The 12,140-nt window shown below is 73.7% G+C and carries 12 protein-coding genes; 9 read left to right on the top strand and 3 right to left on the bottom strand.

The window, feature by feature from the left end; translation table 11 throughout:
- The first annotated feature begins 109 nt into the window (after positions 1 to 109).
- Complete coding sequence (locus ACFFHU_RS19260; RefSeq protein WP_377340816.1) at positions 110 to 481, top strand: hypothetical protein; 372 nt, start codon at positions 110 to 112, stop codon at positions 479 to 481.
- Positions 482 to 567: 86 nt separating this feature from the next.
- Here ACFFHU_RS19260 and ACFFHU_RS19255 read toward each other — a convergent pair whose 3' ends face one another.
- The gene (locus ACFFHU_RS19255) at positions 568 to 1,260 is read right to left on the bottom strand and encodes a Crp/Fnr family transcriptional regulator (RefSeq protein WP_377341224.1); all 693 of its coding nucleotides are present in this window, start codon (positions 1,258 to 1,260) and stop codon (positions 568 to 570) included.
- Between the two features lie 453 nt (positions 1,261 to 1,713).
- On the opposite strand from ACFFHU_RS19255, the gene ACFFHU_RS19250 reads away from it, so the two are divergent.
- The 4 genes from ACFFHU_RS19250 (at position 1,714) to proC (ending at position 5,254) form a co-directional block, all read left to right on the top strand.
- Positions 1,714 to 2,208 (top strand): polyadenylate-specific 3'-exoribonuclease AS, encoded by a 495-nt coding sequence (locus ACFFHU_RS19250; RefSeq protein WP_377341223.1) that lies wholly within the window; start codon positions 1,714 to 1,716, stop codon positions 2,206 to 2,208.
- 63 nt (positions 2,209 to 2,271) lie between these two features.
- Positions 2,272 to 2,787, top strand: a complete 516-nt coding sequence (locus ACFFHU_RS19245) for a pyridoxamine 5'-phosphate oxidase family protein (RefSeq protein ID WP_377340814.1) — start codon at positions 2,272 to 2,274, stop codon at positions 2,785 to 2,787.
- A 313-nt stretch (positions 2,788 to 3,100) separates the two neighbouring features.
- Complete coding sequence (locus ACFFHU_RS19240) at positions 3,101 to 4,129, top strand: 6-phosphofructokinase (RefSeq protein ID WP_377340812.1); 1,029 nt, start codon at positions 3,101 to 3,103, stop codon at positions 4,127 to 4,129.
- A gap of 306 nt (positions 4,130 to 4,435) precedes the next feature.
- Positions 4,436 to 5,254: a pyrroline-5-carboxylate reductase gene (gene proC, locus ACFFHU_RS19235; protein ID WP_377340809.1), complete on the top strand. Its 819-nt coding sequence runs from the start codon at positions 4,436 to 4,438 to the stop codon at positions 5,252 to 5,254.
- 286 nt (positions 5,255 to 5,540) lie between these two features.
- Here proC and ACFFHU_RS19230 read toward each other — a convergent pair whose 3' ends face one another.
- Both ACFFHU_RS19230 and ACFFHU_RS19225 read right to left on the bottom strand, forming a co-directional pair.
- A complete protein-coding gene (locus ACFFHU_RS19230) occupies positions 5,541 to 6,170 on the bottom strand; it encodes a class F sortase (RefSeq protein ID WP_377340808.1) in 630 nt (209 codons plus the stop codon).
- A gap of 452 nt (positions 6,171 to 6,622) precedes the next feature.
- The gene (locus ACFFHU_RS19225) at positions 6,623 to 7,516 is read right to left on the bottom strand and encodes a DUF4397 domain-containing protein (protein ID WP_377340807.1); all 894 of its coding nucleotides are present in this window, start codon (positions 7,514 to 7,516) and stop codon (positions 6,623 to 6,625) included.
- A 155-nt stretch (positions 7,517 to 7,671) separates the two neighbouring features.
- Here ACFFHU_RS19225 and ACFFHU_RS19220 point away from each other — a divergent pair, with 155 nt between their 5' ends.
- The 4 genes from ACFFHU_RS19220 to ACFFHU_RS19205 all read left to right on the top strand — a co-directional run bounded on the left by ACFFHU_RS19220 (position 7,672) and on the right by ACFFHU_RS19205 (position 12,123).
- Complete coding sequence (locus ACFFHU_RS19220; protein ID WP_377340804.1) at positions 7,672 to 8,217, top strand: flavoprotein; 546 nt, start codon at positions 7,672 to 7,674, stop codon at positions 8,215 to 8,217.
- An 87-nt stretch (positions 8,218 to 8,304) separates the two neighbouring features.
- A complete protein-coding gene (locus tag ACFFHU_RS19215) occupies positions 8,305 to 9,939 on the top strand; it encodes a glycosyl hydrolase family 18 protein (RefSeq protein WP_377340802.1) in 1,635 nt (544 codons plus the stop codon).
- A 162-nt stretch (positions 9,940 to 10,101) separates the two neighbouring features.
- Complete coding sequence (locus tag ACFFHU_RS19210) at positions 10,102 to 10,611, top strand: hypothetical protein (protein ID WP_377340800.1); 510 nt, start codon at positions 10,102 to 10,104, stop codon at positions 10,609 to 10,611.
- 105 nt (positions 10,612 to 10,716) lie between these two features.
- Positions 10,717 to 12,123 (top strand): class II 3-deoxy-7-phosphoheptulonate synthase, encoded by a 1,407-nt coding sequence (locus tag ACFFHU_RS19205; protein WP_377340798.1) that lies wholly within the window; start codon positions 10,717 to 10,719, stop codon positions 12,121 to 12,123.
- Positions 12,124 to 12,140: the final 17 nt, after the last annotated feature.

Raw genomic sequence — 12,140 nt, 5'->3', positions numbered from 1 at the left:
CCGCCGTCCGGTCCGGTAATGGACGTGTAGCCAATCTGACGATCTCTTGGTACCGCTGCGCTGATCGCTAGCCTTTCGGTTGAAGTTCATTCATCCCGAGGAGGCCACAATGTATGTTCGGCTGGCGTCGGCCTGGACCGACATCAGCGGAGCTGTGCACCAAGCAGGCGACGTCGTCGACATCGACGTGGTCACCCTCGCTGAACTGGAGGAGCAGGGAGTGGTTGAGGACTACAGCGGTCGCGACGGCGACGCCGATGCCGTGGACGGGCACGCCCACGCGACGCGGATCGGTCCCGGACCTACCGCACCGCCGAAGAGCAAGATCGAGGGCCTGATCGGTCCCGGCCCCACCGTGCCGCCCGAGGACGGCGCCGAGAGCCAGAGCCGCATCGGCCCCGGCCCCACCGTGCCGCCCGAGGACGGCAGTCAGCCGGAAGGCCTGATCGGGCCCGGTCCCACCGCGCCACCACGGGACTGAGCAACCAGACACGCGCGCCACGACGCCGGTCAACCGGAATGGTTGGCCGGCGTCGCGCGTCGGAGCGAGGCGGGGTCCGCGGGCTGTCAGCGCTCGATCATGCCGGCCCGCCGGCGCAGCGCACCGACGTCCGTCACCACGATCCGGCGGCCCTCGGTGCGCAGCCAGCCACGGCTGGCGAACGAGCCGATGGCCTGGTTGACGCTCTGCCGCGAGCCGCCGGCCATCTCCGCGAGCTGGCTCTGGTTGAGCTCGATGGTGATCATTGGCGCCTGGCTCTCGCCGGCCAGCCGGACCAGCGTCTTGGCCACCCGGCCGGGCAGGTCGAGGAAGACGTGATCCGCGTTCTGCTCGGTGAGCCGCCGGATCAGGCCGCCGAGCGACCGCATGACGGCGTCCAGGATCCGCGGGTTGGAGTGCACCAGCTCCATGAACGCGCCCCGGCTCAGCGCCAGCGCCGCGGTGTCCTCGATCGCCTCGGCCGAGGTGGACCGGGTCGAGGCGTCCAGCAGGGAGACCTCACCGAGCACGTCCGGCGGGCGCATGACGGTCATGATGGCCCGTTCGCCGGTGGGCGCGGTGCGAAACACCGCCACGGCGCCGCGGCGCAGCACGATCAGCGACTCGCCCGGGTCGTTCTCCACGAACAGCAGCTGGCCCTTGCGGTACGTCCGCGGCACGGCCGCGGCGATCACGCGCTGCCGTACCTCCGGCTCCAGGCCGGCGAACATGTCGACTCCGGCGAGCGCGTCACCCGGCTCCGGTAGGCGTCCCTCCACGGCCAACCCCTCCCTGGTGCGGACCACCTCCCGCGTCCGGACCTCCGGCAGCCGGACGCGCGCCGCTGGCACACGGGTCTCCGCCCGGCAACGGCACACATCAGATCATGACTGCCCTGTCGCGTGCTGTACACCCCTCAAATCGTTTCCGTGACAGTTCCGCCGCTGGTCGAGGGGCAGGATGATCTGCAGATCCGCTACCGGGTGGGGGCCACACGGGGGCGGGGCGGATCGGTCGCGGGGCGGCGCGGCCGGCCGGAGCGGGGGCGGGGGTGCTCCCTCCGGCCGGCCGCGGCGGACCGGCACCCGGTCCGTCCGACCGACCGGCTCGGCCGTCCCGCCGATCTCCGCGGGTCGAGCCCGCGGTCCGCGGCACGGCCGGGAGATCACCCCGTGCCCGCCGCGCCGGCCCCGGCCGCCGGCACGCCCGCCCGGTACGCCAGGATGATGCCGATGGTGTACCGCTACTTCTACGACTGCGAGTTCATCGAGGACGGCCGGACCATCGACCTCGTGTCGATCGGCGTCGTCGATGAGCACGGTCGCGAGTTCTACGCCGTCTCGACCGAGTTCGACGACCGCAAGGCCATTCCCTGGGTACGCCGCAACGTGCTGGACAAGCTGCCCTCGCCGGCGGATCCCGCCTGGCGGTCCCGGGAGCGGATCCGGGACGACCTGTACGACTTCCTCACCGCCCCGGTCCGGGACCGGCCGGCCGAGCGGATCGAGTTGTGGGCCTGGTTCGCGGCGTACGACCACGTGGTGCTCGCGCAGCTCTGGGGCCCGATGCCGGCGCTGCCCCGGGAGCTGCCGCGGCTCACCAAGGATCTGCGCCAGCGGTGGGACGACCGGGGCCGGCCGCCGCTGCCGGACGCCGCCGCCGAGCGGCACGACGCCCTGGTCGACGCGCGGCACAACCTGGCCCGCTGGCGAGCCATGGGCGGCTGACGGTTTGGCCGCCGTTCCCCGGGGCAGGAAGCAGCGGAGGCCAGCCGTGAGGGGATGCGAAAGATGAGCGATCAGAAGACCGACGCCGACGCCCGGTCCAAGGTGACCGAACTGATCCGCGACGCGCGCATCTGCATGCTCACCACCATGACGACGGACGGCCGGCACGTGAGCCGGCCGATGGGGCTGCAGGAGGCCGAGTTCGACGGCGACCTGTGGTTCTTCGCCGACGCCGACTCGGACAAGGTCCGGCAGATCGAGGCCAACCCGCAGGTGAACGTGGCGTTCGCCAACCAGAAGAACAACGCCTGGGTGTCGATCTCCGGGACCGCCGAGCAGGCGTACGAGCGGGCCAAGGCCGAGCAGCTCTGGAACCCGCTGATGAAGGCCTGGTTCCCGGACGGGCTGGAGACGCCGAGCCTGACCCTGCTGCGCGTGCACGCCACCTCGGCGGAGTACTGGGACTCGCCCAACGGCAAGGTCGTCACGCTGCTCGGGTTCGCCAAGGCGGCGCTGACCGGTGATCGGCCGTCCGCCGGCGACAACCAGGAGGTCACCTTCCCCACCGACGCCCGGTAGCCGGTGGCCCGCCGGCCCGGCCGATGGAGTGCGTGCTGACGGCCCGCCGGTGGTGCGGTGGCCCGGCTGCCGGCCCGGCCGATGGAGTGCGCACTGACGGCCCGCCGGTGGTGCGGTGGCCCGGCTGCCGGCCCGGCCGATGGAGTGCGCACTGACGGCCCGCCGGTGGTGCGGTGGCCCGGCTGCCGGCCCGGCCGATAGAGTGCGCACTGACGGCCCGCCCCGGGCCGGCAACGACGCCGCGGTCTGATTCGACTTCGACCCTGGGGCCTCGACGGGCTGATCGAGCTCGCCACAGAAGGAGAATCAGCTCATGCGCATCGGGGTGCTGACCGGCGGCGGAGACTGTCCCGGCCTGAACGCGGTCATCCGGGCGGTGGTCCGCAAGGGCGTGGCCAACTACGGCCACGAGTTCGTGGGCTTCCAGGACGGTTGGCGCGGCCCGCTGGAGGGGCTGAGCCGCCCGCTCGGCATCGCCGAGGTCCGCGGGATCCTGCCGCGCGGCGGGACCATCCTCGGTTCCTCCCGGACCAACCCGTTCAAGATCGAGAATGGCGTCGAGCGGATCCAGGAGAACCTCGCCGCGCAGGGCGTGGACGCCCTGGTGGCGATCGGCGGCGAGGACACCCTGGGGGTGGCCACCAAGCTGCACGAGCTCGGCGTACGGGTGGTCGGTGTGCCCAAGACGATCGACAACGACCTCAACGCCACCGACTACACCTTCGGCTTCGACACCGCGGTGAACATCGCGATGGAGGCGATCGACCGGCTGCACACCACGGCCGAGAGCCACCACCGCACGCTGGTGGTCGAGGTGATGGGCCGGCACGCCGGGTGGATCGCGCTGCACGCCGGGCTCGCCGGCGGGGCCAACGTCATCCTGCTGCCGGAGCGCCGGTTCGACGTCGACCAGGTGGCCGGGTACGTCGAGAAGCGGTTCCAGCACCAGTACGCCCCCATCGTGGTGGTGGCCGAGGGCGCCCAGCCGCTGGACGGGCAGATGGTGCTGCACAACCAGGAACTCGACTCGTTCGGTCACGTCCGGCTCGGCGGCATCGGCCAGTGGCTGGCCGAGCAGCTGGAGGCGAAGACCGGCAAGGAGGCCCGGACCGTGGTGCTGGGGCACATCCAGCGCGGCGGCACGCCGACGGCCTTCGACCGGGTCCTCGCCACCCGGCTCGGGCTGCACGCCATCGACGCCGCGAACGACGGCGACTGGGGCAAGATGGTGGCTATGCAGGGCACCGAGATCGTGCGGGTGCCGCTGGTCGACGCCACCGCCGAGCTGAAGACCGTCCCGTTGGAGCGGTACACCGAGGCCGAGGTCTTCTTCGGCAGCTGACGTCTCGGTCGGAGGTTGGGCTTGGGGTGGCCCGCCGTGCCCCGGCTCCGAGCGGTCAGGCTTGATCTCTGCGCCGGGGCACGGGTGGGCCACCCCGGGCGTCCGGGGGCGACCGAAGTCACTGCCTCCGGGCGTGGGAGGTCGGACTTGATCTCTGCGCCGGGCACGGCGGGGCCACCCCGGGTCGGCCGGCGACCGGGAGTCGCTGCCTCAGTGGGCTGAAGGATCCGGGTCGAGCTATCGACGGGGCGTGGCGGGCCCCGGGCGGGCTTGTCGGAGCTTCGCGGGGACTGGAGGGTGATGGCAGTGGCTGCTGGTAGGCGCACGGTGGCGGTGATCGGGGCCGGCAAGATCGGGGAGCTGGTGCTGTCCGGGCTGCTGCGGGCGGGTTGGCCGGCCGGGAAGCTGCTGGCCAGCGCCCGCCGGCCGGCGCGGGCGCAGGAGCTGGCCGACCGGTACGGCGTACGGACGGTGGACAACCTCACGGCGGTGGCCGAGGCCGACGTGCTGGCCGTGGCGGTCAAGCCGCAGGACGCCGCGAGCCTGCTGGCCGAGATCGGGCCCAAGATTCCGGCCGACAAGCTGGTGGTGTCGCTCTGCGCGGGCCTGCCGACCGCGTTCTTCGCCCGCCGCCTCGCCGAGGGCACGCCGGTGGTGCGGGTGATGACCAACACGCCGGCGCTGGTCGACGAGGCCATGACGGCCATCTCGGCCGGACCGCACGCCACGGACGAGCACCTCGCCGTGACCGAGGAGATGTTCACCCCGCTCGGCCGGACCATCCGGGTGCCGGAGGCCCAGCAGGACGCGGTCACCGCGCTGTCCGGCTCCGGCCCGGCCTACTTCTACTATCTGGTCGAGGCCATGACCGACGCCGGCATCCTGCTCGGGCTGCCCCGCCAGGTCGCGCACGACCTCATCGTGCAGACGGCGATCGGCTCGGCGATCATGCTCCGGGATTCCGGCGAACACCCGGTCAAGCTGCGCGAGGCGGTCACCTCACCGGCCGGCACGACCATTTCGGCCGTACGCGAGCTGGAGAACCACGCCGTTCGGGCGGCCCTGCTGGCCGCCCTCGAGGCCGCTCGCGACCGCGCCCGGGAGCTCGCCGCCCAGGCGGACTGACCGGCGGACGGGTGGCCGGGCCGGGGAGCTCGCCGCCCGGGCGGACTGACCGGCGGCGGTCCGGGTCAGCCCCGGCGGGCGGCGGGGCCAGCGCCCGGTCGGTGCGGGTGTAGCAGCCGGCCTGGTCGCCCGGGCGGGGCCCGGTCCGGCGGACGGGCGCGATCAGCGGCAGACGACGCCGACCCAACCGTGCGGGTCCCGGCGTGAGGAGTTGCCGCCGCCGTCCCGCACGCCGCCAACCGGCAGCGCCGCGATTCCATGGTCCGGGCGGCCGGCGCCCGCCGTGTCAGCCGGGGCCGGCGGCGCCGGGGAAGGCGGGCTGCGGAGCGGCGGTGGCGAACGCCACGACGTTGTCGCGGTAGTGCCGGGACCGCCGGTCGAAGGTGCCGCCGCAGGTGATCAGGCGCAGTTCGGCCTGCGGGGTGGGGCCGTAGACCTCGGCCGTGGGGAAACGGTCCTTGGCATAGCGCGCCACCGACCTGACCAGGAAGACGACGGTTCCGGTGCCGCGCTGCACCTCGATCCGGTCGCCCGGGCGCAACTCGCCGAGCCGGGCGAACACCGCGGGTCCGTCGGTCGAATCCACGTGGCCGGCGATGACGGCCGGTCCCACGTCACCGGGTGCCGGGCCGCCGCCGTACCAGCCGGCCTGGTCGTACCGGTCGGGCGGGATCAGCTCGCCGGTCCCGTCCAGGCCGAGCACCGCAAGCGGCGAGTCGATGCCCAGCCGGGGGACCCGGACCCGCCGCGGCGTACCGGCGGGGACGCCCGGGACCGCCGCGGGGGCGTCCGGCCCGGCCGCCACGCCGGTGGTCGGGCCGCATTCCCGGACACAGGCCGGATACCAGACGGGTCCGCCGCCGGACGCGCCGGCCGTCAACGCGAGCGCGGCGCCGGTGGTGGCGGACAGCAGCACACCAACGGCCGCGGCCGGCGCGAGCCGGCCCGGGTTCGGCCACCGGAGCCGGTGACGGGTGATGCCGGGCCCCCGGCCGGCGGCACCGGCCGGCGAGCCGCGAACGGCGCCGGCCGCACCGCCGACAGGATCGGCCGCACCGCGAACGGGATCGGCCGCACCGCGAACGGGATCGGCCGCACCGCGAACGGGATCGGCCGCACCGCGAACGGCATCGACCGCACCGCGAACGGGATCGGTGGCGCGGGCGGGTTCGGTCGCGCGGGCCGGAACGGCCGGGTCGCCCGCTGCGGCGGGGGCGACCCGCGTGGCCGTGGCGGCCACGCGGGCCACCGCCGAGCCGCCGGCCGGGCCGGGGATGGCGGCCACGGCGACCCGGCCGACGGCCCGGCCGCCCGGGCCGGGGGCTGCGTCGGCGGCGGGCGGCCGGGGATTCCCGGGCACGGCGGTGGTCACCAGGTGGCGCGGGACCGCCGCCGGACCACCAGCCAAGCGCCCGCCACCAGTACGGCCGTCACCAGGGCCACCGCCCCGAGCACGAGCGGCAGCCGGGACGGGTCGCGCTGCGCCGTGCCACCGGCGCCGGCCGCCACCCCGCCGGTCGGCACGACGGCGCCGCCCCGGGCGTCCACCCGCAGTTCGGTACGCAGCCCGCCGGCGTGGGCATCGAGCACCAGCAGCGAGTACACCCCACCGCTGGCCAGCGTGCAGTCGGCCGAGGTGGGCTGCCCGCCGGGCGGGGCGAGCCGGAGTTGCCAGGATCCCGGCCGGACGTCCGCGTAGTCGGTGGTGGTGGCGAAGCGCACGCCCGTGGCGATGGTGGGTCCGCGCTGCGCCGTGACGTCCAGCACGGGCGCCCGGACCGAGGCCTGCACCACCCGTACCTTGGCCCGGCCCGCCGGCGGCGCGGTCAGGTCGTCGTCGAGGACCCGCAGGCCCAGGTCGGCGTACCGGCCAACGCCGGCCACCGTGTACGCCTGGCCGGCCGTCACGGCCACCTCGGTGGTGAGCACCGGCGGTTGGCTGGCCGGGGCGCCGGCCTTGCGCATGGCCACCGCGTACCGGCCGGCCGGGGTGGGCAGGTACGGCGACAGCTGCCCGTAGCTGACGGCCCGGAACACCTGCGGCTTGGCGCCCTCTGCCGCCTTGCTGAGGTAGACGTCCACGGCGGGGGTGTCGGGGGAGAGGTGCGCCAGGCGCACGTACCCGATCGGCGCGGCCGCCCGGGCGGGCCCGGCGCCGACCGGGGCGAGCCCGGCGCCGGACAGGATGACGCCGAGCAGGACGGCGCCGGCCATCGCCAGCGCGCGTCGCGGCGGACGGGTTCCGGTTGCGGGGGAAGTCATGCCCTGCCTCCAGTGCTGGTGGGTCCCGGACCACAGTCCCGTCTGCGGGACTGCGCCGCAAGTCGACACCGCGGCGGTGACTGATTTCCGACTCGACATCCGGGCGGCGACCCGCGATCGCTGGGGGGTCCGGTCGGCCGGTAACGTGCCCGGTTATGACTGACGTCGATCGATGCCCGGTGCTGCACCTGGTGTCCTGCGGCAGCCCGCGCGCCGCCCGCGCCACCGAACTGGTCGGCCTGGCCCAGGCCGCCGGCTGGGCCGTGGTGCCGGTGGCCACGCCGTACGGGCTGCGGTTCCTGGACGTGGCCGCGGTGGCCACGCTGACCGGTCAGCCGGTGCGGTCGGAGTTCCGGACGCCGGATCAGCCGAAGGCGATCCCCGACCCGGATAGCGTGCTGGTCTGCCCGGCCACGTTCAACACGCTGAACAAGATCGCGGCCGGGTCGGCCGACAACCTCGCCCTCGCGCTGGTGGCCGAGGCGGTCGGCGCGGGGGTGCCGGTCGTGGTGGCGCCGGCGCTGAACACCGCGCTGGCCGCCCATCCGGCGTTCCGGCGCAGCGTTGCCGAGCTGCGGGCCGCCGGCGTCACCGTCCTGTACGGACCGGACGTCTACCTGCCCAACCGGCCGGGCGAGGGCGAGGCGGACTACCCGCTGGATCGGGCGGTGGCGGCGCTCGGCCCGCCGCCCACGGCATAGACACATTTGACATCTTGACGAACCGGTGACGGCGGTCGTAGCGTCTGCGTACTTACTGGAAGGTTTCCTTACTATTGGGAGGCGCAGATGTTTCGACCCCCGCGCCGGGCCGTCTGGGCCGGAGCCATGGCGGCGGTCCTGCTCGCCGTCGCGCCGGTGACCGCGGCTCTGGGCGCCGGCAGCCTGACCGCCACGTTCACCGGCGTCTCCGACTGGGGCACCGGGCACGAGGGCAAGGTCACGGTCAGCAACGGCTCGTCGACGACCGTGGACACCTGGCGGATCGAGTTCGACCTGCCCGCCGGCACCACCATCTCGAGCTTCTGGGACGCCGACGTGACCAGCAGCGGCAGCCACTACGTGGCCGTCAAGAAGAGCTGGGCCGGCCCGCTCGCCCCCGGCGGCACGTTCAGTTGGGGATACAACGGCACCGGCCCGTACCGGGCGCCGCTGAACTGCACGATCAACGGCGCGCCCTGCGGCGGTGGTGGCACGCCCCCGACCACCAACCCGCCGACCAGCGCGCCCCCCAGCACGACCCCGCCCACGACGGCGCCGCCGACCACCCAGCCGCCCACCAGTCCGCCGCCCACCACGCCGCCGCCGGGCGGCCGCAAGCTGGTCGGCTACTTCACCGACTGGGGCGTCTACGCCCGGAACTACCAGGTCAAGAACATCGCGACCAGCGGCTCCGCGAGCAAGCTCAGCCACATCCTGTACGCCTTCGGCAACACCGCCGGCGGCCAGTGCGCGATCGGGGACAGCTACGCCGACTACGACAAGGCGTTCACCGCGGCCGACAGCGTGGACGGCGTGGCGGACACCTGGGACCAGCCGCTGCGCGGCAACTTCAACCAGTTGCGCAAGCTGAAGCGGATGTACCCGAACATCAAGGTGCTCTGGTCCTTCGGCGGCTGGACCTGGTCGGCCGGCTTCACCCAGGCCGCGCAGAACCCGGCCGCGTTCGCCGACTCGTGTTACTCGCTGGTGAAGGACCCGCGCTGGGCCGACGTCTTCGACGGCATCGACATCGACTGGGAGTACCCGAACGCCTGCGGCCTGCAGTGCGACGCCAGCGGGCCGGCCGCGTTCAAGAACGTGGTCACCGCGCTGCGGTCGCGGTTCGGCGCCAACTCCCTGGTCACCGCGGCCATCACCGCGGACGGCAGCAACGGCGGCAAGATCGACGCGGCCGACTACGCCGGCGCGGCGCCCTACCTGGACTGGCTGGCGCCCATGACGTACGACTACTTCGGCGCGTTCAACGCGCAGGGTCCCACGGCCCCGCACTCGCCGCTCTACTCGTACCCGGGCATCCCGCAGCAGGGCTTCTATTCCGACGCGGCCATCCAGAAGCTGAAGAGCAAGGGCGTGCCGGCCGGCAAGCTGCTGCTCGGGATCGGCTTCTACGGCCGGGGCTGGACCGGGGTAACCCAGTCCGCGCCGGGCGGCTCGGCCACCGGCGCCGCGCCCGGGACGTACGAGGCGGGCATCGAGGACTACAAGGTGCTCAAGAACACCTGCCCGGCCACCAACGTGATCGCCGGCACGGCCTACGCGCTGTGCGGCAACAACTGGTGGAGCTATGACACGCCGACCACCATCGGCGGCAAGATGTCGTACGCCAAGGGTCAGGGCCTGGGCGGCGCGTTCTTCTGGGAGCTGTCCGGGGACACCACCGGCGGCGAGCTGATCGGCTCAATGTCCGGCGGCCTGCGCTGAGGTGTAAGGAAGGGCCCCTTCTTATCGTTTTTTGTATAGGAAGGGGCCCTTCCTAACGGCCAAGCGCCGGCCGGCGGGTGGCCGTTCCGGGGACCGGTGTGGCACACTCGCCGCTCGATGGACGCACCAACCCCCGCCGCCCCCGCCGCCAAGGAGCGCCCGATGGCCGGTCCCGTGCCGCGGCCCGCCCTGCTCGCCGCCGTGCTCCTGCTCGCGCCGCTCGGCCTCACGGCCTGCAGCCTCGGCGGCGGTGGCGACTCCGGCGGCGGTGGCGGCATCGGTCAGCAGCCCACCGAGGACGCCGGCCAGCAGGCGCGGGAGCGGGTCCAGGCGTACCTGGACGCCCTGAAGGTCCGGAACGTGGCCACCGCGCGCGAGCAGCTCTGCGCCCCGCTGCGAGACAGCTTCGACGCCTCGGCCACCGGGCCGGGCGGCGAGTTCGCGAAATACCTCACCGTCACCGGGGCCCGGGTCACCGGCGTCACCCCCGAGGGCGGCCGGCAGCGGGTGACCAGCGCCGTGAGCGTGCGGGTGGGCAAGCAGTCGCTCAACCGCTCGCTCAGCTTCGCGGTCCAGCCGGTGGACGGCGCCTGGTGCATCGCCGAGGAGGCGCCGGCCGCCACCGACGCCCCCGCCGAGGCCCCGTCCGCGGCGCCCACGCCGTCGTCCTGATCCCGGGCGGCCGTCCGGGCGGCCGCGTCAGCTGCGAACTCCCACACCCCGGAACGGTCACCCTCGGTGCCACCGCGCCGCGCCGGTCGCCGTACGCTTTCTGTCATGCGCCATGAGTGGCACCAGTTGAGCTACCCGGACGTGGCCAGTCCGGGCCTGCGTACCACCCGCCCGACCGTCGATTCGGCGGAGGACGAGGCCCTCGGGCTGGACCGCTGGCGGAGCCTGCCGCGCGCCCAGACGCCGCCCTGGCCCGACCCGGCGGCCGTGACCGACGTGTGCAAGATCCTCGAGAACGTGCCGTCGGTGGTGGCGCCCTACGAGGTCGACCTGCTGCGTGACCGGCTGGCCCAGGTGTGCGAGGGCCGGGCCTTCCTGCTCCAGGGCGGCGACTGCGCCGAGACGTTCACCGACAACACCGAGAGCCACCTGCTGGCCAACGCCCGCACCCTGCTGCAGATGGCCGTGGTGCTCACGTACGGCGCCTCGCTGCCGGTGGTCAAGGTGGCCCGGGTGGCCGGGCAGTACACCAAGCCGCGCTCGCTGCCGACCGACGCGCGCGGCCTGCCGGCGTACCGCGGTGACATGATCAACTCGCTGGAGGCCACCCCGGAGGCCCGGGTGGCCGACCCGCAGCGCATGATCCGGGCGTACGCGAACTCGTCCTCGGCCATGAACATGCTGCGCGCCTACCTGGTCGGCGGGCTGGCCGACCTGCACGCCGTGCACGACTGGAACAAGGGCTTCGTGAAGAACTCGCCGGCCGGCGAGCGGTACGAGGCGATCGCCCGGGAGATCGACCGCGCGCTGGCCTTCATGCGCGCCTGCGGGATGAGCGACGACGAGGCGCTGCGGACCGTCACGCTCTACTGCTCGCACGAGGCGCTCGCCATCGAGTACGACCGGGCGCTGACCCGGGTGGCCGACGGCCGGGCGTACGGGCTGTCCGGGCACTTCCTGTGGGTCGGGGAGCGGACCCGGCAGCTCGACGGCGCGCACGTCGACTTCATCTCCAGGATCGCCAACCCGATCGGGGTGAAGCTGGGCCCCACGACCAGCCCGGACGAGGCGATCGAGCTGTGCGAGAAGCTCAACCCGGAGAACATCCCGGGTCGGCTCACGCTGATCAGCCGGATGGGCAACCACCGGGTCCGCGACGCGCTGCCGCCGATCGTCGCCAAGGTCACGGCCGCCGGCGCCAAGGTCGTCTGGCAGTGCGACCCGATGCACGGCAACACCCACGAATCATCCAACGGCTACAAGACCCGGCATTTCGATCGGATCGTGGACGAGGTGCTGGGCTACTTCGAGGTGCACCGGAGCCTGGAGACCCACCCGGGCGGGCTGCACGTGGAGCTGACCGGCGAGGACGTCACCGAGTGCCTGGGCGGCGCGCAGGGCATCGAGGACCTGGACCTGCCCGACCGGTACGAGACGGCGTGCGACCCCCGGCTCAACACGCAGCAGTCCCTGGAGCTGGCCTTCCTGGTCGCCGAGATGCTGCGCGGCTGAGCCCCCGCCGCCGGGCC

The sequence above is a fragment of the Plantactinospora siamensis genome (assembly GCF_042434095.1).
GTDB lineage: Bacteria > Actinomycetota > Actinomycetes > Mycobacteriales > Micromonosporaceae > KBS50.
The sequence above is the reverse complement of the archived record's forward strand: the minus strand, read 5'-3'. Positions and strand labels throughout refer to the sequence as shown.